This is a genomic window from Curtobacterium sp. ISL-83 (assembly GCF_018613895.1).
Lineage (GTDB): Bacteria > Actinomycetota > Actinomycetes > Actinomycetales > Microbacteriaceae > Curtobacterium.
This window is the reverse complement of record NZ_JAGGPH010000014.1, coordinates 25,163-45,619: the sequence shown is the minus strand read 5'-3', so window position 1 is coordinate 45,619 and position 20,457 is coordinate 25,163. Positions and strand designations below refer to the sequence as shown.

16 protein-coding genes, 1 other RNA gene and 1 pseudogene are annotated in these 20,457 nt (G+C 71.4%); 8 read left to right on the top strand and 10 right to left on the bottom strand.

The window, feature by feature from the left end; genetic code table 11:
• Positions 1-133 precede the first annotated feature (133 nt).
• The 4 genes from smpB (at position 134) to J7E22_RS14355 (ending at position 4,030) form a co-directional block, all read left to right on the top strand.
• Complete coding sequence (gene smpB / locus J7E22_RS14370) at positions 134-610, top strand: SsrA-binding protein SmpB (protein WP_214982516.1); 477 nt, start codon at positions 134-136, stop codon at positions 608-610.
• A 134-nt stretch (positions 611-744) separates the two neighbouring features.
• Positions 745-1,121: a transfer-messenger RNA gene (ssrA, locus tag J7E22_RS14365) on the top strand.
• A 143-nt stretch (positions 1,122-1,264) separates the two neighbouring features.
• Positions 1,265-2,173, top strand: a complete 909-nt coding sequence (locus J7E22_RS14360; RefSeq protein WP_214982515.1) for a hypothetical protein — start codon at positions 1,265-1,267, stop codon at positions 2,171-2,173.
• Positions 2,174-2,362: 189 nt separating this feature from the next.
• Complete coding sequence (locus tag J7E22_RS14355) at positions 2,363-4,030, top strand: APC family permease (RefSeq protein ID WP_214982514.1); 1,668 nt, start codon at positions 2,363-2,365, stop codon at positions 4,028-4,030.
• A gap of 134 nt (positions 4,031-4,164) precedes the next feature.
• On the opposite strand, the gene J7E22_RS14350 is transcribed toward J7E22_RS14355, so the two are convergent.
• From J7E22_RS14350 to J7E22_RS18430, 4 genes and pseudogenes are all read right to left on the bottom strand, one after another.
• Positions 4,165-5,472, bottom strand: coding sequence for an LLM class flavin-dependent oxidoreductase (locus J7E22_RS14350; protein ID WP_214982525.1), 1,308 nt, complete (start codon positions 5,470-5,472; stop codon positions 4,165-4,167).
• Position 5,473: 1 nt separating this feature from the next.
• Entirely contained in the window at positions 5,474-6,889 is a 1,416-nt protein-coding gene (locus J7E22_RS14345) for an O-acetylhomoserine aminocarboxypropyltransferase/cysteine synthase family protein (RefSeq protein WP_214982513.1), read from the bottom strand.
• A gap of 111 nt (positions 6,890-7,000) precedes the next feature.
• Positions 7,001-7,474 (bottom strand): annotated as a pseudogene (locus tag J7E22_RS14340) (M50 family metallopeptidase); the annotation flags it as partial.
• Positions 7,363-7,632, bottom strand: a complete 270-nt coding sequence (locus tag J7E22_RS18430; RefSeq protein WP_374193280.1) for a M50 family metallopeptidase — start codon at positions 7,630-7,632, stop codon at positions 7,363-7,365. The gene J7E22_RS18430 and the pseudogene J7E22_RS14340, both read right to left, overlap by 112 nt.
• Between J7E22_RS18430 and J7E22_RS17700 the strand changes: the two genes are divergently transcribed.
• Positions 7,540-7,782 (top strand): hypothetical protein, encoded by a 243-nt coding sequence (locus J7E22_RS17700; protein ID WP_251009190.1) that lies wholly within the window; start codon positions 7,540-7,542, stop codon positions 7,780-7,782. The genes J7E22_RS18430 and J7E22_RS17700 overlap by 93 nt on opposite strands.
• Before the next feature lie 90 nt (positions 7,783-7,872).
• Here J7E22_RS17700 and glmS read toward each other — a convergent pair whose 3' ends face one another.
• From glmS to aroA, 6 genes are all read right to left on the bottom strand, one after another.
• The gene (gene glmS / locus J7E22_RS14330) at positions 7,873-9,687 is read right to left on the bottom strand and encodes a glutamine--fructose-6-phosphate transaminase (isomerizing) (RefSeq protein WP_214982510.1); all 1,815 of its coding nucleotides are present in this window, start codon (positions 9,685-9,687) and stop codon (positions 7,873-7,875) included.
• Positions 9,688-10,127: 440 nt separating this feature from the next.
• Positions 10,128-12,818, bottom strand: a complete 2,691-nt coding sequence (locus J7E22_RS14325) for a LuxR family transcriptional regulator (protein ID WP_214982509.1) — start codon at positions 12,816-12,818, stop codon at positions 10,128-10,130.
• Between the two features lie 711 nt (positions 12,819-13,529).
• Positions 13,530-14,312: an inositol monophosphatase family protein gene (locus J7E22_RS14320; protein WP_214982508.1), complete on the bottom strand. Its 783-nt coding sequence runs from the start codon at positions 14,310-14,312 to the stop codon at positions 13,530-13,532.
• A gap of 38 nt (positions 14,313-14,350) precedes the next feature.
• Entirely contained in the window at positions 14,351-15,544 is a 1,194-nt protein-coding gene (locus J7E22_RS14315; RefSeq protein WP_214982507.1) for a hypothetical protein, read from the bottom strand.
• A 594-nt stretch (positions 15,545-16,138) separates the two neighbouring features.
• Positions 16,139-17,197 carry a ribosome small subunit-dependent GTPase A gene (rsgA, locus tag J7E22_RS14310; protein WP_214982506.1) on the bottom strand — a complete coding sequence of 353 codons (1,059 nt, stop codon included), beginning with the start codon at positions 17,195-17,197 and terminating at the stop codon, positions 16,139-16,141.
• The gene (gene aroA / locus J7E22_RS14305; RefSeq protein ID WP_214982505.1) at positions 17,194-18,570 is read right to left on the bottom strand and encodes a 3-phosphoshikimate 1-carboxyvinyltransferase; all 1,377 of its coding nucleotides are present in this window, start codon (positions 18,568-18,570) and stop codon (positions 17,194-17,196) included. Before aroA ends, rsgA begins: the two co-directional genes overlap by 4 nt.
• Before the next feature lie 348 nt (positions 18,571-18,918).
• Here aroA and J7E22_RS14300 point away from each other — a divergent pair, with 348 nt between their 5' ends.
• The 3 genes from J7E22_RS14300 to J7E22_RS14290 all read left to right on the top strand — a co-directional run bounded on the left by J7E22_RS14300 (position 18,919) and on the right by J7E22_RS14290 (position 20,371).
• Positions 18,919-19,626 (top strand): sigma-70 family RNA polymerase sigma factor, encoded by a 708-nt coding sequence (locus tag J7E22_RS14300; RefSeq protein WP_308159266.1) that lies wholly within the window; start codon positions 18,919-18,921, stop codon positions 19,624-19,626.
• Positions 19,623-19,865: a zf-HC2 domain-containing protein gene (locus J7E22_RS14295; RefSeq protein ID WP_214982504.1), complete on the top strand. Its 243-nt coding sequence runs from the start codon at positions 19,623-19,625 to the stop codon at positions 19,863-19,865. The genes J7E22_RS14300 and J7E22_RS14295 overlap by 4 nt, the downstream gene beginning before the upstream one ends.
• Before the next feature lie 65 nt (positions 19,866-19,930).
• Entirely contained in the window at positions 19,931-20,371 is a 441-nt protein-coding gene (locus tag J7E22_RS14290; protein ID WP_214982503.1) for a GNAT family N-acetyltransferase, read from the top strand.
• Positions 20,372-20,457 lie beyond the last annotated feature (86 nt).

Genomic DNA, 20,457 nt, shown 5'->3' with positions numbered 1-20,457 from the left:
GGCCGACCGGCGGGCGACGCGGCGGCGGGGGGGGCGGCGCGCCGGGAAGGTGCGCGGTCCGTGTCGTGTTCACTAGGCTGGAGGGCTGCGCGGCGCGATCGGTGCCGGCAGCCCGTCATCGAGAGGAGACGTCATGGCGAAGGAACGCGGTGAGAAGGTCGTCGCAACGAACCGTCGAGCCCGTCACGACTACCTGATCGAGGACACGTACGAGGCGGGCATGGTGCTCTCCGGCACCGAGGTGAAGTCCCTGCGCGAAGGGCGCGCGTCGCTCATCGACGGGTACGCCTTCATCGACGGCGGCGAAGCCTGGCTCGACGCCGTGCACATCCCCGAGTACACCGAGGGCACGTGGAACAACCACTCGCCTCGGCGGAAGCGCAAGCTGCTCCTCCACAAGCAGCAGATCGTGAAGATCTCGCACAAGACGGCGCAGGGTGGCTACACGCTGGTTCCGCTGCAGATCTACTTCCACGACGGCCGGGCGAAGGTGGAGATCGCGGTCGCCAAGGGCAAGCGCGAGTTCGACAAGCGTCAGGCCATGCGCGAGAAGACCGACAAGCGCGAGGCCGAGCGTGCGATGCGCACTCGGAACCGGGTGGGCGAGTAGGCTCGTCCGAGACGGCCTGGCGCGTCAGCGTCTGGTCAGCTAGACTGAACAGCTGCTCCTCCGGGAGCGAACTGCTCCTCCAGGAGCGATTGGGAACTCAACAGTGTGACAGCGGCTCGTCCGCCGGCCCGTACGGGGATGATCGGTTTCGACATTGCCTGTGTGCCGACGGGAAGCGGGCCGAGGACCCACGGTCATCTCGTGAACGATCCGTGGAAAACAACAAGTGCCAATTCCAAGCGCACTGACTTCGCTCTCGCTGCGTAAGCAGCCCAGCACATGAAGTCCGTCGGCCAGGTGACCGTCCCCTAACCTGATCCCGACGTCATCCAGAGGACTTGCTGCACGGTTGCGCCTCAGGGCCGTGCGGGACTTGCACTGAGACTGGGCCCGTCGTCCTAGATGCCGGTAGCAAAGGACGGGGCCGAGCAGAACGAATCATCCGGATACGCCCGTAGAAGACGTCGAATTGCAGCGATGGACGGGGGTTCGATTCCCCCCATCTCCACCATCGCCGACGGACGGCCGCTGTCACACTGTTCCCACCGAACGCCCCGCCTCGTGCGGGGCGTTCGTGTTCCTGCCACGTGTGAGGGCTACGCTCCGAGCAGGCGCAGGGATCGGCCCGCGTCGAGGAGACGAGAGGTGCCGTCCGTGGTGCGGGAGATCGCGATCCGAGTCCGTCTGCGAGACCAGGGGCCGTTCGGGCTCGCCGAGTACGAGCGGGTGGTCGGGTCCGTCGCGACCGTGGCGGCCGTGGTGGCCTGGCTGCCGACCCCGGAAGCGCGGCTGGTCGTGCGGGGTCGTGGCGCCGAGCCTGTCCGTGTCGAGACGGTGACCTACGGGACCGCATTCGAGATGCTCGTCGTCCTCGACCAGCGTTCCGCTGCGGTCGAGCGGGCGGCAGCGGTGGTCGCGGCGCTCATCCAGTCCGTCCGACTCGAGCACGTCGAGGACGACGTCGCCGGCGTGGCCGGGGAACTCGACCGGCTCGACCGGTCCGCGCCGCGTGGTCGGTCGGCGGTGGAGCGGTCGTTGCGGGCGTTCCTCGAGGGAGCCCGCGCGGATGTGCTGGCGCGCAGGACGACGACCCGTGTGCGGGCGGCGCAGGCGCTCGTCCGGCTCGCCGAGGACGGGGCCGAGCTCGTGGTGGAGCGGGTGGCGGACGCGCTCGCGCCGGTCCTCGAGGAGGAGCCGGTCGACATCGTTGCCGACACCGGTTCGGCGGTGGTCGTGGAGCCCGTGGACGGCATCGAGCCCTCCGTGGTCGCGCCGGAGGCGATCGTCCGCTCGGAGCGGTCTGAGGACCCGTCCGGAGGACGGTCGGGCTCGACCAAGGACGGCAAGCAGGACACGAAGGACAAGAAGAGCAAGCGCGACAAGGACAGCAAGAAGGACAAGAAGGACAAGAGCGAGAAGGACAGCGAGAAGGACAGCAAGAAGGACAGCAAGAAGGACAGCAAGAAGGACAAGCAGGACAAGCAGGACAAGAAGCAGTCCGCCACGAAGAAGTCCGGCAACGACGAGTCGGACAAGAAGAAGTCGGGCAAGAAGAAGTCCTGAGTCAACGGGACCCGCCGGGCCGTCCGGACGGTCTGGACGCCACACGCACTCGCGCATCGGAATCTGTACGCTCGTACAGCACTCGTGTTTCTAGTGTGTTACAGAATCCGGCCAACTTGCTGTCACAGTGCCAGAGTCATTCATCGTGGTCCCCGAGACGGGGGCCGTGGTTCTTCGACAGGAGCAACAGTGGCAACTACGACAGCACAGAAGCTGCCGGACTCCGGCCTCAAGCGCAACGTCGGCTTCATCGGGCTCATCTGGGCCTCGACGGGGTCGATCATCGGATCCGGTTGGCTCTTCGGATCCCAGGAAGCGCTGAAGACCGCCGGCCCGGCCGCGATCATCTCGTGGGTCATCGGTGGTGTGGCGGTCCTCGTCCTCGCCCTCGTGCACGCCGAACTCGGTGGCATGTTCCCGATCGCCGGTGGAACCGCGCGGTTCCCGCACATCGCCTTCGGCGGCGTCGCGGGCGCGTCGTTCGGCTGGTTCTCGTGGCTGCAGTCCGTCACGGTCGCCCCGATCGAGGTCGAGGCGATGATCAAGTACGCGCAGCACTGGAACTTCGCGCACGCCTGGCTGCACACCGAGACGGTGAACGGCGAGACCCAGCAGCTCCTGACCGGTGCCGGGATCGGGGTGGCGATCCTCCTGATGGCGGTCGTGACCGTGATCAACCTGTTCAGCGTCCGGATCCTCGCGAACACGAACTCCGCTGCCACCTGGTGGAAGGTCGCCATCCCCCTGCTCGTCATCATCGTGCTGGGCTTCAGCGGGTTCCACGGGTCGAACTTCGGTGCGGCCAACGGCTTCGCTCCGGACGGCCTGAAGGGCATCCTCGCGGCCGTCTCGACGTCCGGCATCATCTTCGCGTTCCTCGGCTTCGAGCAGGCCGACCAGCTCGCGGGTGAGGCGAAGAACCCGAAGCGGGACATCCCCCGCGCGGTGATCGGCTCGGTCCTGATCGGGCTCGTGATCTACTTCCTGCTGCAGATCGTGTTCCTCGGGGCACTGCAGTCGGGCGCGATCCAGGGCAACTGGGCGACGGCGGACTTCACGAAGTTCACCGGCCCGTTCGCCGACGTCGCGATGGCGGCCGGCCTCACCTGGCTCGCCGTGATCATCTTCATCGACGCGATCATCTCGCCGGCCGGTACCGGACTCATCTACGTCACGGCCACGTCGCGTATCTCCTACGGGCTGAGCCGCAACGGCTACTTCCCGAAGGCGTTCGAGTGGACCACCCGCGCCGGTGTGCCGTGGGTCGGTCTGATCACCGCCTTCGTGATCGGGTGCGTCTGCTTCCTGCCGTTCCCGTCGTGGCAGTCGCTCGTCAGCCTCATCACGAGCGCCTCCGTGCTCATGTACGCCGGTGCGCCGCTCGCCCTCGGAGCCTTCCGCAAGCGCATCCCCGAGATCGAGCGCCCGTACCGCATGCCGCTCGCGTCCGTGCTGTCCCCGGTGGCGTTCGTCATCGCGAACCTGATCATCCTGTGGACCGGATGGCAGACCGACTGGCAGCTCGGCGTCGCGATCCTCATCGGTGCGGTCGTCATCATCCTGAACAACGTCTTCCGCGGTGCGACCAGCGTGCAACCGCGGTGGGACTGGAAGGCGGCCCAGTGGCTGCTGCCCTACCTGGTCGGGATGGGGCTCATCGTGTTCCTCAGTGACTTCGGTCCGCTGAAGAACCCGGTGTTCCCGCTCGGTGTCGACATCCTCGTGATCGCGGTCTTCTCGGTCGTGATCTACTTCTGGGCGATCAACTCCGCCTCGAACCGCGAGGAGATCCTCCGCACCGCGGAGGACGTCCAGGTGGTCGAAGAAGCCGGCGTCGTGGAGCCCATCCACCACTGATCGCCGGTGACAGGACGAAGGGCGCGGTGCCGATCGGCACCGCGCCCTTCGCTGTCCGCCCGCGTCAGCGGCCCAACAGCCGACGAGCCGACCAGCCGACCAGCCGACCAGCGGACCAGCCGGGCAGCCGGGCGTCAGAAGTCGAACAGGTTCGCCCGCAGCCCGCCGTCGCCGTACTCCCGCCGCAGCAGCCCCCGCCGCCGGAGCGCCGGCACGAGGTCCCCGAGCATCCGGTACACCTGCGCGGGGTGCAGGTCGCCGGAGAAGATGATGCCGTCGTTGTCGGCCTCGCTGCCGAGCTCCTCGATGAAGTCGGTGAACTCGTCGGCGGTCCCGACGAACCCGTCCCTGGTCGCGATCCGGCCGAGCCTCGCCTTCCGGGTGAGGAGCTCCCGCAGGGGCGCGTCCGGCGTGTCACCGACGAGCCCGCGCACGGTGCCGGCGGAGACGTGGTCGCCGAAGGTACCGAGCGGGATCGGCGCGTCGAGGTCGAGCGCCAGCAGGTCCGTCTCCGAGTCGCTCGACCACGCGACCGCCGCGGCTCGCAGGGCGTCATCGGAGGGGTGCCGGGACGCGGCGACCAGTCGGTCGGCCTCGTCCGCGGAGCTCGCGATGACGGGCTTCAGCACGAACAGGATCCGGAGGTCCGCGGCGGAGCGCCCGGCGTCGGCGGCCGCGCCCAGCACACGAGCCCGGTAGTCGGCCACCGCGGCGGCCGTCAGTGGTGCGAGTGCGAGCTGGACGTCCGAGTGCGTGCCCGCGAAGGCGAGTCCGCGTCCGGACCCGCCGGGGGAGACCACGATCGGGTCCGACGCGAGCGGGAGCGCGTTGAGCGGGCCGTCGGCCCGGAAGTAGGCCCCCTCGTGCGAGAACGAGTCGAGAGCGTCGCCGTTCGCGAAGCTCCAGTCCGAGGGGTCCCCGACGTAGCCGGACGGCCCCCAGGACCCCCAGAGCCGTCGGAGCAGCCCGATCCACTCCTCAGCGCGGTCGTACGCCTGGTCGTGCGGCAAGGGCGGGAGACCGGCGTGCCGTGCGCTCCCGACGTCGGTGACGACGTTGATGCCGAGCCGTTCGGACGACAGGTGCGCGAGCGTGGCGAACTGGCGGGCGGCGAGGTACGGGGGAGTGATGCCCGCGTTCACCGTGGGCGCGATGCCGATGTGCGACGTCGCCGCGAACAGGTAGGGCGCCAGCAGCAGCGGGTCGTGCTTCGGGCCGCCGTAGGCCTGGCGGATGCGGAGGTCGAGGGTCGCGGGGTTGCCGAGCGAGATCGCGTCCTCGGCGATCACCAGGTCCATGCCGGCCTGTTCGAGCGCGCGGACGGACTGCTGGTACAGGTCGGGCTTCGTCCAGTCGTGGCCCCAGTCCCAGTCGGAGCGGCCCCATGCCTGTGGGCCGAAGCCCCGTGAGAAGAAGTACCCGAAGTGCTGCAGGTCGGCCACCTCAGACCTCACCGGCGATGACGTGCCCCTGGGCGGGGCCGGCTGCCGGCGCGGACGTCGCGGTGGTGACCTCCGTGGCGGACGCGAGGCGTGCCTCCAGGCCGCTGCCGTGGCTGTCAGCGATCGAGCGGACCGCGGCGAACCCGCGCTCCAGGTCGCGGACCAGGTCCGCGACGTCCTCGATGCCGACGGACAGCCGGATGAGTCCGTCGTCGATGCCGAGCTCGGCGCGTTCCTCCGGGGTCCGGCCGGCGTGCGTGGTCGTGGCGGGGTGCAGGATGAGCGACCGGACGTCGCCCAGGTGGGTCATCCGGCTGAACAGCTCGACCGCGTCGATGAAGGCCCGCGCGGCCGGCTCGCCGCCGGCGAGCGTGAAGGCGAAGACGGAACCCGCTCCACGCGGCAGGTACCGCTGGGCGAGGTCGTGGTACGGACTGGAGGCGAGACCCGCGTGGTCGACGCTCGTCACGTCCGGCTGCTGCTCCAGGAACGACGCGACGGCCAGCGCGTTCGCGCTGTGGCGCTCGACGCGCAACGACAGCGTCTCGATGCCCTGGCGGAGGAGGAAGGCGTTGAACGGCGACGGGGTGGGGCCGATGCGGGAGCTGATGACGTCGCGGGCGTACACGATGTACGCGCGCCGACCGAAGCGCTCCACGTGGCTCTCGCCGCCGAGGGAGCGTTCGGGGCTCGTCAGCTGCGTCCACCGGTCGGGCGACGCGGACCAGTCGAACGTCCCACCGTCGACGAGGACACCACCGAGGCCCGCGCCGTGCCCCGAGAGGAACTTCGACGCGGAGTGGATCACCAAGTCCGCGCCGTGCTCGAGCGGTCGCACCAGGTACGGCGTGGCGAGCGTGTTGTCGACCAGGAGCGGGACGCCGGCGCGGTGGGCGACATCAGCCACCCCCGTGATGTCGAGGACGTCGTTCTTCGGGTTCGGGATGGTCTCGGCGAAGAACACCTTCGTGTTCGGACGGACGAGCCGCGCCCACTCGTCGAGGTCACGCTGGTCGGCGACGAAGTCGACCTCGATGCCGAGCCGGCCGAGGTTCTGCAGCAGCAGGCTCTTGGTGCCCTCGTAGATGCTCCGGGCGCTCACGACGTGGTCCCCGGCCTGCAGCAGGGCGAGGAAGGCAACGGTCGCGGCTGCCTGTCCGCTCCCGACGAGGATCGCTTCCGTGCCGCGCTCGAGCAGCGCGATCCGACGTTCGACGTCGGCGTTCGTCGGGTTGCCCAGGCGCGTGTACGTGTACCCGTCGTCGGTCCCGGCGAAGCGGTCGCGGGCCTGGTCGAAGTCGTCGAACAGGAACCCGGAGGACATGTGGATCGCGGGGACGCGCGCGCCGTGCCCGGGGTCGGGCAGGAAGCCGCCGTGCACCTGTTCGGTCGTGAAACCGTGGTCCTCGTTCGCCATGGGGTACCTTCCGGGAGTTGCGGGTCGGTCGTACTCTCGCAGGCTTCCCCGTGAGCAACGGGGAATGCTTCCCCGCGTTACGGTCGGGGCCCGTCCGCTCCGGGCTCCGCGTCACACGAGGGAACGGACGCCGGCGGTCACCGTGTCCCACACGGCACCGAGCGGTCCCCGCGCGAGCCACACGGCGACGCCGTTGACGACCAGGAACAACACGAACCAGACGCTCGCCGGCACCCGCATCTCGGCCGCCGCGATGTGGAAGTCGGTCTGCACGCGCGCCCCGGTGACGAGCCACCGTGCGACCTGCACCACCGACCGCAGGCCGTCGACGACGAAGAACGCGCCGACCGCCGCGACCACGAGCACGGTCGTGTCCGAGGGCCGGAGCGCCACCCAGAGCGCGAGGGCGTCGAACGCGAGCGCCACCAGCAGGCCGAACCAGTTCCGGACGAAGAGCAGCGCGACGAGTCCGATCACCGCGAGCACGACGACGGGCAGCCAGCGCGAGCCGTGCAGGACGCCGGTGACCAGGAGCACACCGGCCCAGAGCGGCGCGCTGTACCCGGCGTACAGGTTGAGGATCCGGACGAGCCAGCGGATGCCCCGGGGACGCCGCCGAGCTGGACCCACGCCTCGCCGGAGCCGTCGGGATGCAGGTCGATGCGCTGGATCCGCCCGCCGAACGGCACGACGACGACGGCGTGGCCGACCTCGTGCGCGATGGTCGCGGCGATCCGGGCCACCCGTCCGACGAGCGGCACGAACGGCAGGACGGCGCCCACGAGGAGCGCGATGACGACGAGGGGCGGGGCTGTGGTGGTCAAGCGACCAGCATCGCAGCCCCGCCCAGGAAGACGCCGAGGACGACCCTGATCAGGGGTGGCCCTGCGTGAGCACCGTGATGACGACGATCGTGCCGACGATCGCGAGCACGGTGAGGACGACGAGGAACGCCGTCAAGCGGTTCCAGCGGTTGTGCCTGGCTATTCGACCGTCACCGACTTCGCGAGGTTCCGGGGCTTGTCGACGTCGCAGCCGAGCTGCAGCGCGAGTTCGCGGGCGAGCATCTGCAGGGGCACGACGGCTTCGAGCGGTCCCCACGGTGCGGTCGCGTGCCCCCAGGCGAGGTCGCCGGCGACCCGACGGCCGAGCGCCGGGATGTCCGAGCCCTCCCCGCCGATGGTGATGACGAAGCCGCCACGGGCGCGGACCTCGGCGACCGCCGCCTGGATCCGGGGCTCCCCGTGGTCGATGACCACCACGGGGGTGCCGTCGTCGACCAGCGCGAGCGGACCGTGCTTGAGCTCGCCCGCCGGGTACGCCTCGGCCCACCGGTAGCTGAGCTCCTTGAGCTTGAGGGCGCCCTCGGCGGCGTACGGCAGGCCCGCACCGCGCCCGAGGAACAGGAAGCCGGTCGCGTCGCGCACGGTCGACACCAGGAGCGGGATGCGGTCGGCGGCGATCGCGGCGGCGCGCTCCAGGCGCGCGGGCAGGTCGAGCAGCTCGCCGACCAGGGCGTCGGCGCGGGGCCGGTCGATGCGCCCGGAGGCGACGAGCTCGGAGATCATGGCCGCGACACCGACCACCACCTGGGCCGTGAAGGTCTTCGTCGCGGCGACGCCGATCTCGGGCCCGGCGTGGCAGTCGAGCACCGCGTCGGCACGGCGGGCGAGCGACGAGTGCAGGTTGTTCGTCAGCGCCAGCACCGGGAAACGGCCCTCGAACCGGTCGAGCGCCCGCTGCACGTCGGCGGTCTCGCCGGACTGGCTGATCGCGACGATCAGCGTGCCCGGGCTGAGCACCGCCTGGTCGGCCTCGCTCGCGACGACGACGTCGGTGGGGATGCCGCCGATCCCGCGCAGCGCGGTCGCGATGACCTGTCCCGCGTTCAACGAGGTCCCGCAGGCGACGATCGCCAGCCGGCGGAACACGGGCAGACCGAGACCGAGCCAAATGCTGCCGTCGGCGGCCCGTCGTGCGATCCGCTCGAGGATGTCGGCGACGACGCCGGGCTGCTCCCCGATCTCCTTCGCCATGTGGTCCGGGTGGTCGCCGAGGTCGAGCGCCGCGGCGGCGAACGGGGACGGCGTCGGGAACGGCACCGGGACAGCGATCCCACGGGAGGACCACGACCACGCCTCGCCCAGCTCCACGACGTCGCCGTCGCGCAGCGCGACGAAGGTCTCGCACCACTCGGCGATCGCGCCGACGTCACTGGCCACGAAGTCACCACGGGCCGAGCGGGCCACGACGAGCGGGGAGCGGTCAGCGGCGACCACCATCCGTCCGTCGCGGGCGTCGAGCACGACGATGGCCCACGACCCCTCGAGCTGGGCGGTCGCGATCTGCACGGCGAGCATGAGGTCCGGGTCAACGGCGAGGGCGCGCTCGACCAGGTGCGAGATGACCTCGGAGTCGACGTCCGACCGGAACTCGTGCCCCTGGCGCTCGAGCGTCGCCCGGAGCCGGTCGGCGTTCTCGATGATCCCGTTGTGCACGACGCTGATGCGGCCGGAGCAGTCGCGGTGCGGGTGGGCGTTCGCCTCGCGGACGGGGCCGTGCGTCGCCCAGCGGGTGTGACCGATGCCGACGCCCGTGAGGGCAGCCCCGGTGCGCGCTGCGACGAGCGTCCGGAGGTCACCGACCCGCGAGACCGACCGGACGGTCTCGATGCCGCCCACCACGGTCCGGACGGCGATCCCCGCTGAGTCGTAGCCGCGGTACTCCAACCGTTCGAGACCGTCGAGCAGGTAGGGGGAGGCGTCGTCAGACACGCGCGCCGCGATGATGCCGCACATCGGATGTCCATTCGGTTCGAGGACACAGGCCGGGGGAGGGACTGTGGCGGAGCGGGAGTTCGGCACCGACCGCCGTCGGGTCTGCCGCGCGTCCGGTCCGCCGGCCCGGGCCGTCGCCCGCCCTCGGATCAGGCGAGGGCGGACGGCGGGGTCCTTGGGCCGACGGTTCGGGTACCGGACGGGGGTACCGCGGGCTGTCCCCCGGAGGGGCACGGCGGTCGGTGCAGGGGAAGCATCACCCGTGGGTGCCCGTCACGGCAACGGCCGCGGGGCGCTCTTGCGGTTCACCGCCGCGTGGGTGCGACTCCCGGAGCAGTGGTGCGGTGTCCCGCAACGCGGCAGCCTCGCACCGGCGCGGCGGGCCCGTGGCCCCGCACACGACGGGACGGGAGGCCCGGTGCCAGCTGGCACCGGGCCTCCCGTCCCGTCGTGTGGTCCGCTCAGGTGAGCAGCGCGACCAGGTGCGAGCGCGAGCGCGCGCCCACCTTGCGGTAGATCTGCGTCAGCCGCAGTTCGACTGTGCGCTGCGACATGAAGAGCGACGAGGCGATCTCGCGGTTGCGGTACCCCTCGGTCACCTTCTGCACGACGGCACGTTCCTCCGCCGTCAGCGACGTGAGCACGGTCGACGCGTCCGGAGCGCTCCGCGGGCTGCCCGGGAGCGACAGCACGGGTGCGGAGCGCAGGGACGACATCGGCGTGGCCATCGGCATCGCGGCGGCCGGGGACGGCGTGGCGAGGGGCCGACGCAACCCGGCGGCCTCGTACGCCGCGGCGGCAGCGGCACCGAGCCGCGGACGCTCGCTCGGGGTGCCCGTCACCGCGAGCGCGGCGAACGTCCGAGCGCGTTCGAACTGCGAGTCGTGCGGCTGGAACAGTTCCAGGGCACGCCGACGCGCGATCTCCCGCGTGGTGTCGTCGGACACGAGTGCCAGGCTCCGGGCGAGCACGAGCGCACCCCAGCGGGACGGCCGAGCGTGGTGGTCGCCCGCCAGTCGTGCCGTGATCGCACGGGCATCGTCCATCCGTCCGAGCCGGACGTACGTCTCGACCAGGTCGCCCAGGTGCCGGAGCAGCGCCGGGTTCCGGAGCGACCGACCGATGGCGTCGGCGGCCTCCAGCGCGGTGACCGCCTCGTCCAGACGGCCGTCGAGCAGCAGTACCCGGCCGCGCAGGGCGTGGAGCTTCGCGGTCGCGCCCCAGAGGCGGTTCGTGGTGCGCTGCTCCAGGCACCGGTCCAGGACGTCGAGCGCCTCGGCGGACCGGCCCTCCGCGAAGTGCCGCCATGCGAGCGCCGTCACGCGGGACGGGTCCCGCAGGCGTTCGGTGATCGACGAGCCGGCCTCCCACACGTCGATCGCGCGGAGCGCCTGCCGGAAGTTCCCGGAGCGCACCTCGTTCTCGGCGGACAGGTAGCGGGCGGCCTCGGTCCACATCACGGCTGTCTCCGGACCACGGGCGAGGACCAGGGCGAACACCCGACGGGCGCTGCGGTAGCGCTCGGCGATGCTGAGCGCGTGCGCGAGCAGCAACAGTGCCGGGTCGGACATGCCGAGCAGGACGCTCGACGAGAGCCCCTCGTGCAGGTCCGAGTCGGCGGGCAGGGTGCCGTCGACCGCCGCGATGAGCTCGCGGGCGCTCGTGATGATCTCGAGCGTGCGGGGTGAGGCGGTCGCCTCGTGCTGTGCGGCACGTGCGAGCAGGTCGCGGGCCTGGTCGAGCTCCCACGCCTCCCCGCGGAAGCACGCCACCATGGCCAGCAGTCCGGCGACGGCGTCACCGTCGGCCGGCTCGGCCGTCCCCACCGGGAACAGCAGCTCGTCGGCGTGCACCGTGTCACCGCTCAGGTACTCCACCGAGTACTGCAGGCGGAGGCGGCGGACCTCCTGCGGGGTCGACCGGAACGGCCGGATCGCGGCGAGGTACCGGGCGGCGAGCCCGAGCAACCGACGGCCGAGCAGGACCTCGGCGACCCCGAGGAGCGCTTCGTGTTCGTCCTCGACGCCGCCACCGATGTGCAGCGCACGCTCGGTGAGGGTCACCGCGGCCGACGGGTTGCCGTCGATCGCGTACGACCGGGCCGCGGCCAGCAGCGCCACGACGTCCGGGACGTCGTCGACGAAGCTGCGGTGCCACGCGGCGGCGCGGGGATCGGACTCCGCGCTCGCCTCGGCCAGTTCGGCGTGCGCGTTCCGCCGGTCGCGGGCGCCCATCTTCCAGTACAGCGCGGAGCGGACCAGCGGGTCGCGCACCGTCACGGACTGGCCGCGGACGGAGGCGAGTCCGGCACCGACGAGGTCGTCGACCTCGTCACGGTCCCAGCCGGAGGCCTTCGCCGTGGGGACCAGTGCCAGTCGTGCGAGGACGTCCAGATCTCGTCCCGCAGTCGAACCGAGCACCACGGCGGCGATCGCCTCGGTGGTCGGTGTGGGGCGGAGTGGCAGCACGAGCGGCTCGGAGCCGTTCAACTGCTCGCGGGACAGCACGGCGAGCTGCTCACGCAGTGCACCGGGGTTGCCGCCCGTCTCCTCGGCGAGGACCGCGAGGACGCCGTCGTTCGCTTCTTCGGGAGCCATGTCGCGGGCGAGGACGAGCGCCTCGTCCGCGGGCAGGGGCTCCAGGCGCAGCATCGGCAGCGCCGCCAGGGGGCCGTTCGACGGCACGGTCCTGACACTCGCCACGACGCGCAGCGCGGTGCCCGCGAGTCGTCCGGCGAGGAACGCGATGAGCTCCTGGCTCTCCGCGTCCATCCGGTCCAGGTCGTCGATGAGCACGAGCGTCGGCGGGAGCGTCAGCGCGTGGACGGCATCGAGGAAGTCGTGTGCAGCGGCGAGACCGTCGGCCGAGGCCGGGATCTGGGCGCCCGCCTGCAGCAGGTGGGCGATGTGCGCCGTGGCACGGGGGTCGTCGAGTGCGGTGAACAGGGCGGTCACGCCGGCCAAGGGCCAGCGTGCTTCGCTTCCGTTGACACCGACGCGCACGACGGGGAGGGAGACGCGGTTCGCGACCGCGTCGAGGACGCTGCTGCGTCCGGAACCAGGGTCGCCGACGACAACCATCGCGGACTCCCGGGGGAGTACCGCGAGGGTCGCGATCCGGTCGACCTCAAGACGGCGACCGGTGAGTGCCATGACTCACCGAGCTCCGGGTCCGGATGCGAACAACGACGGGACGCGGCGCGAGGGCAGCGTCGGGAGGCTCCGGGACGGGAGCAGCAGGACGCCGCGCGGACGCAGCGACGGGACGGTGCGCGGGCGCAGCGTCACGTGTCGTGGGTTGTGGTGGTCTGAACGCGGACCACGAGTGAGGGTGCACTCGCTTCCGCCTGGGAACGATGAAGTCATCGTCTGTATCACCCCTCGGGTTAGGGTCTTCCGGACGAACACGACGGGCCGGGTCGGTGACGGATCTAGGGAATCCGAGACGTCTTCTGTACCTGCCGTTGAAAAGCACGATAACTCAGGTTCTTCTCGTCTTGTCCGGTCGCCGCGAGCGATTGTCCCCCTGCGTGTCCCCAGTCCGGGGGGGACGAGTGCCCCATTGCGGGGGTGACCCGGGGTCCGCGGGACGGAATCGGGGTACGCTTCTCCGCCGGTTCCAGGGCGGTGTGCCGATCTCGGACGACCTGCGACCCCCGGCCGGGGTACACCGTCGCGATGGGGTGTGTCGGGGTGGTCGGAGCGTTCGGGGGACGGGTCCGGGGGACGTTCGTGCCGGTGGGTGGTCGGCGGTCGTGCAGGTCCGGGTTCGCGACATCGTGGGAGTCGTCGCGTCGTGCGTCGTGGCTGCGGTGCGACCTGGCCGTTGTCGTCGGACAGCGGTGGTGTCGCACGCAGCCCGGATCAGCGGCGGATGACCTCGACGACGGCGTCGTGGACCAGTCCGTTCGTCGCCAGCGCGCTGCCGTGCCACGGCCCCGGGTCGCCGTCGAGCGAGGTGAAACGGCCGCCAGCCTCCTCCACGATCGGGACGAGCGCGGCGATGTCCCACGGCTTCAGGTCCGGTTCGCCGGCGATGTCGAGCGCACCTTCGGCGACGAGCATGTACGACCACATGTCGCCGTAGGCGCGAGTCCGCCAGACCCGGCGGGAGAGCTCGATCAGGGGCTCGAGACGGTCGTCGTCGTCCCACTGCTGGATGCTGTTGTAGCTCAGGCTCGCCTCGGGGAGCTCCGCGACGCCGGAGACGTGCAGCGGGCCGTCGAGGGAGTGCGCACCGAGTCCTTCCGCCGCCCACCAGCGCTTGCCGAGGGCCGGCGCGCTGACGACGCCGAGGACCGGACGGCCGTCCACCGCGAGGGCGATGAGCGTTGCCCAGACCGGGACCCCGCGCAGGTAGTTCGCGGTGCCGTCGATCGGGTCCACCACCCACTGGCGGTGCCCTTCGCTGACGGCCTCGGCACCGGTGTCCGCGGTCGTCTCCTCGCCGAGGAAGGCGTCGTCCGGTCGTTCCGCCGCGAGGCGCTCCCGCAGTGCACGCTCGACGGCCTGGTCGGCGTCGGTGACGTGCGTGCTGTCGGCCTTCTTCGACACGTGCAGGTCGGCTGCGCGGAACCGCTCGAGGCTGATCGCGTCGGCGGTGTCGGCGAGGGAACGGGCGAAGTCCAGGTCGGCGCTGAGGTCCACGCGTCGAGCGTAGTGCGGGCTCCGCGGCGGCGTGCGCGCTAGGCGGCCACGACCTCTTCTTCCTCGAGCCGGGTGACCTCACGCTCGCGGGCGATGCGGGTCCGCCGTGCGACGAGTCCGTGTACGACCACGCAGAGGAGCACCGTCGCGGCGAGCCACAGGGCGAGCACGAGTGACGGACGACCCAGCGAGGCGCCCGGGAAGTACTGCAGGTCCTGGGCTGCCTGCAGCCAGGCGGCACCGCTCCAGAACGCGTGCAGCGCGGCGAAGAAGCCGGGCTGGAACGCCGGCTGGAAGATCCCGCCCGACGACGTGAAGTTGAGCATCACGAAGAGCATCGTGAGGATCGGCGTCGTCCAGCGTCCGAGGATCGGGTGCAGCCCGATGCCGAGTCCGATGATGATCGCGTCGTACATCCACGCGAACAGGAAGACCTGCCACCGGTGGTCGGTGACGACCCCGTAGACCGGACCGGCGATCAGGATCCCGATGCCCGCGACGACGCCGGCCGTCGCGAGGCCGACCACGACCGTCCACACGGCGCGGAGTCGGGTCGCGAACGCGGCGACGGCGATCGCCGAGGCGTACCCGCCGACGCTCAGGGCGACGAGCAGGAAGAACAGGCCCTGGCCGGTGGAGTCCTGGTCACCAGCCGGCACGACGTCCTTGACCGTGAACGGCAGGTGCTGGCCGTACGCGATCGGCAGGAAGACCTTCTGCGCCGCGGTGGCGGTCGTCTCGGACGCCGCCGTCGACACGTAGAGCGTCGCTCCGGTCGTGCCGGGAGCGTACACGGCAGCGAGGTCGCGGTCACGGACGCGTTGCTCCGCCTGCGCGGGACTCGCGACGACGTGGGCCACGAGGGCTCCCTTGGACTGGTCGGTCACGGTCTGGGCGAAGACCTGTGCTGCCGGGCCCTGCCCCACGATGCCGACGGGGAGGTCCTTCGGCATCGGGGCGTGGAATGCGCCGAGGTACGCCAGCCCCATGCCGGCCGCGAGGAACAGCGGCACCAGGATGTGCGTCGCGAACGACAGCAGGGTGCGGCCGAGCCCGGCGGGGCGGAGGAGCGTGGGCTCGTCCGGGCGGCGGGGGCTCCGGGGAGCGGCGTGGGTCCCGACGTGCGGGGTGGACGGGGAGAGTGGCGGGTGCGACGTCGTCGTCGTCATCGTGGGGGAGGACGGAGCGTCGACGGTGGTCGGCGCAAAGTTGTACTTTGCAACTTCAGACACGGTCCGACTGTACATCGTCCCCGCGAGCCTGTCGACCCGTCCGTCGCCCGAGCGACTGACTCATTGCACCGGACGTCAAATCGCCGGCCGTCCATCCGTCCATCCGTCTACCCGTCGAGCCGGCCAGCCGTCTACCCGTCTACCCGTCGAGCGGGCACGACACGTCGTGCGGGGTCCGCCGAGCGTGCGGACGTCGTCGCCGAGGAGCGGCGAGTGTGCCGGAACGTGCCCGCTCGCCGGTCCAGCCGTCCACCCGTCCAGCCGTCGACCGTCCACCGTCGAACGGGCACGACACGTCGTGCCGGGTCCGCCGAGCGTGCGGACGTCGTCGCCGAGGAGCTGCGAGTGTGCCGGAATGTGCCCGCTCGGCGCCCGACGGCGGGAGCGTCGGAGCCAGCCCCTCGGACGGTCGCCGGTCGCGCCTCGGCCCCGAGCGGCGGCCCTCGACCGGGCACGACACGCCGCGGGCCGATCGGCGAGCGGGCGTTGTCCGTCGCCTGGCGAGCCCGAACGTGCCAGGAAGTGCCCGATCGGCGCCGCGCCGAGCCCGTTCGGCACCGGCACCGGTAACGGCACGGCACCGGCGCCGCCGGGCTACTCCGTCCCGGGGTCCTCGCCGCCCATGCCGGTCAGCAGCGCGCGGAAGGAGTCCAACCGCTCGACCCCGGTCGGCCCGAGCTCCCCGGCCTGCACCCGATCGACGATCTCCCAGTCGTGCGCCTGGTCCAGCGGGATGCCGTCCGGCGCCGGCAGCACGGGGATGGCGTGCGAGGCGAAGGACCGGAACACGTTGGCCGGCTCGACGTGCCCGAGCCCGAACGACCGCACGCCAGGGGTGTCGATGATCCACCCGCCGTTGTTCACCCGGAGCGCGATCGAGGACGACGACGTGTGGCGCCCCCGTCCGGTCACCGAGTTGACGACACCGATCGCCCGCGTCGACCCGGTGAGGGCGTTCACGAGCGTCGACTTCCCGACACCGGAGTGCCCCACCGTGACCGTCACCTTGTCGTCGAGCAGCTCGTGCAGGGCGTCGAACGGCACGTCGTCCTGCCGGCTCGTGACGATCTGCAGATCCAGGCAGGCGAAGTGCGCCAGGAACGGGCCCGGGTCCGCGAGGTCCGTCTTCGTGATGCAGAGGATCGGGTCGAGCCCCGCGTCGAACGCGGCGACCAGGTACCGGTCGATCAACCGGGTCCGCGGCTCGGGGTCGGCTGCGGCGACGACGATGAGCATCTGGTCGGCGTTCGCCACGATCACCCGCTCGACCTCGTCGGTGTCGTCCGCGCTCCGGCGCAGCAGGGTCGTCCGCTCGGCGACCTTCACGATCCGGGCGAGGCTGCCCTCGTCACCGGACACGTCACCGGCGAGCGACACGTGGTCGCCGGTCACGACCGACTTCCGGCCGAGCTCCCGGGCCTTCGTGGCGGTGATGACGTGCTCGACGCCCTCCACGGACACGAGGACGCCGAACCGCCCACGGTCGACGTTCGTCACCCAACCCGTCGGGGCGTTGTCGTACGTCGGCCGCGTCTTCGTGCGGGGCCGGTTGCCCTTCGGGTTCGGTCGGACCCGCACGCTCGACTCGTCGTACTGCCCGTACGGCTCGTCCTCGTCGGTGTCGGCACCGTCGCCGTCGTCCCACCAGCTCATCGGGACACGCTCCCGTCGGCGGGGACGGACGTCGCCACCAGCGCGGCCCACAGCTCCGGGAACTGCGGCAGCGTCTTCGCGGTCGACCCGATGTCGTCGACCGCGATGCCGTCCACGACGAGGCCGACGATCGCCCCCGCGGTCGCCATCCGGTGGTCGTCGTACGCGGCCCACGCCGAGCCGTGGAGCGGCGCCGGCGTGATCCGCAGCCCGTCGTCGAGTTCGTGCACCGCGCCTCCCGACCGGTTCAGGTCCGCCGCCAGGGCGGCGAGCCGGTCCGTCTCGTGCCCGCGCAGGTGCCCGATGCCGGTGACCTCGCTCGGCTCGTCGGCCAGGGCCGACAGCGCGACGAGCGCCGGTGCCAGCTCGCCGCCGCGGCTCAGGTCCAGCGTGACACCCGGCAAGGAGGCCCCGCCCCGGATCCCGACGCCGCCGTCGACCACCAGGTCGTCACCATCACGGACCACGGTCGCGCCCCACAGGGGCAGGAGCGTCTCGAGGTCGGCGCCGACCTGCGTCGTCTCGGCGGGCCAGGTCCGGATCCGCACGGTGCCGCCGGCGACGAGCGCGGCGACGGCGAACGGTGCGGCGTTCGACAGGTCGGGTTCGATGGTGGTGTCCCGCGCGGCGATCGGCCCCGGGTGCACCACCCACTCGCCGATCGCGGGCTCGTCCACCCGGACGCCGCGCGCGCGCAGTGCGGCCACGGTCATCTCGATGTGCGGCAGGCTCGGCAGGCGCTCGCCGACGTGCGTGAGGTGGAGGCCCTCGTCGAACCGGGGCGCGGAGAGCAGCAGGCCGGAGACGAACTGGGACGAGGCGGAGGCGTCGATCGACAGGGCCCCGCCCCGGACCGATCCGGTACCGGTGAACGAGAACGGCATCGCGCCGTCGCCGTCGTCGGTGACGTCCACCCCGAGGTCCGCCAACGCGCGGATGATCGCGCCCATCGGACGCTTCCTGGCGTACGGGTCGCCGTCGACCGTGACCGGTCCCGTCGCCAGCGCGGCGAGCGGGGGCAGGAAGCGCATCACCGTGCCGGCCAGGCCGCAGTCGAGCCGGACCCCGCCGTGCATGGCCGCCGGGGTGATGCGGAGGTCCGGTCCGTACGGGTTCGGGGCCGCACCGTCCGCGGGAGCGACCTCGTCGATGCCGACTCCGAGCTGCCGGAGGCCGGCCAGCATGAGCGCCGAGTCGCGCGAGTGCAGGGGGAGCCGGATCGTGGACGGGCCGTCGGCGAGGGCGGCGAGCACGAGCTCCCGGTTCGTCAGCGACTTGGACCCGGGCAGCGACACGTCCCCGCGCAGGGGACCACGTGCGAGCGGTGCGCGCCAGGGCTCGGGCGTCGGGTGGGAATGCGTCGTAGCAGCCATCAGTTCACAAGGGTACTGAACGCATCGGGAGGACCATTGGCGACAGCAACACTGACACGGACGTCCGAGCGGCTCGCAGCCGCCGTGACGACCGTCGTCGAGCCCGTCTCCGGGTCCGACGGACACCCCGCCGAGTCCGGGGGACCGCTCGCGGCCGTCCGCCTAGACTGGGCCGCGATGACGACCGACGAGCCGCAGGCAGCACCCCAGGACCTCGTGACCGAGACCGAGGTCCAGTTGGACGCGGTCGAGGACGAGCAGGAAGCGTTCGAGGACGGGTCGTCCGAGGACACGGCGGACGCGACCGACGAGACGTCGGACGCGGCCGACGCCACCGAGCCCGACGTCGTGGACGCGAAGACGGTCTCGGAGCACGAGCTCCGCACGCTCTTCGAAGACCAGGCACTCCCGTTCATGGACCAGCTCTACGGCGCGGCGATGCGCATGACACGGAACCCCGCCGACGCGTCCGACCTGGTGCAGGAGACGTTCGTGAAGGCGTTCGCCGCCTTCCGGCAGTTCCGCCAGGGCACGAACCTCAAGGCGTGGCTCTACCGGATCCTGACGAACACGTTCATCAACACGTACCGCAAGAACCAGCGGAACCCGTACCAGGGCACCATCGACGACCTCGAGGACTGGCAGCTCGGCGGCGCGGAGAGCATCACGCAGTCGATCTCGGCGCGCTCCGCCGAGGCCGAGGCCATCGACCACCTGCCGTCCTCCGCCGTGAAGGACGCCCTGCAGTCCATCCCGGAGGACTTCCGGATGGCGGTCTACTTCGCCGATGTCGAGGGCTTCTCGTACCAGGACATCGCCGAGATCATGAAGACCCCGGTCGGGACGGTCATGAGCCGGCTCCACCGCGGACGACGGCTCCTCCGGGGGCTGCTCGCCGAACACGCACGAGAGACCGGCATCGTCCCGGACGCAGCGTCGACGCCGACGATGCGCGGGCGAGGTCGTGGCGCCACGGCGACCACGGCGACCACGGCAGCTCGGTCGACGAAGGCAACAGCGGCCGCTGGTCGCTCCGAAGGGAAGGACGCGCGATGAGCGGCTGCGACTGCTCGAAGGCGAAGGCAGAACTCGAGGAGTTCCTGCACGACGAACTGGGCCGCGAGGACGCGGCGGACATCCGCGAGCACATGGCGGACTGCGTGGACTGCACCACCGAGCACCACGTCGGGGTCGTCCTCATGGAGACCGTGCGGCGCGCGTGCAAGGAGACCGCTCCGGAGCAGCTCCGGAGCGAGATCCTCGCCCGCATCCGCGTGGAGCAGGCCACCCACTGACGTCGCACGACCTGTCGTCCCCCGTCACGTCGTCACACACCGGGAGGCGTCGGTAGGGTCACCCCATGACCCTCTCCGTCGAGTCGATCACCTCATGGTCCGACGCGGACGTCGCTGACGTCGCCGCCCTGGTCCGCCTGCTCGGCCACCAGGTCGACGACGCCGCGATGCGCGCACGGCTCGAGCGGCTCACGCCCGAGGCGGGCCACCGGACCTGGTTGGTCCGCGGCGCGGACGGTCGGGCGACCGCGGTCGCCGGCGCACAGCTCACATGGACCTACGCGAGCGACGAGCCGACGGCGCAGCTGCTCCTGCTGGTGGTCGACGGGACGGCCAGGAGGCTCGGCACCGGTTCCACGCTCATCGGGACGTTCGAGACGTGGGCGGCCGAGCAGGGCGTCCGTCGCCTGAGCGCCGTGAACGCCGCCGCGACCGACAGCGCGCACCGGTTCTACCAGAAGCGCGGGTACCACGAGACCGGACTGCGGTACACGAAGATCGTGTAGCCGTCGCGAGCGGGGAAGCGCCCGGTGTCGGAGTCCGAGGGACTCCCGACACCGGGCGCTTCCGTTCGTCGCTGCTGACGCGGGGA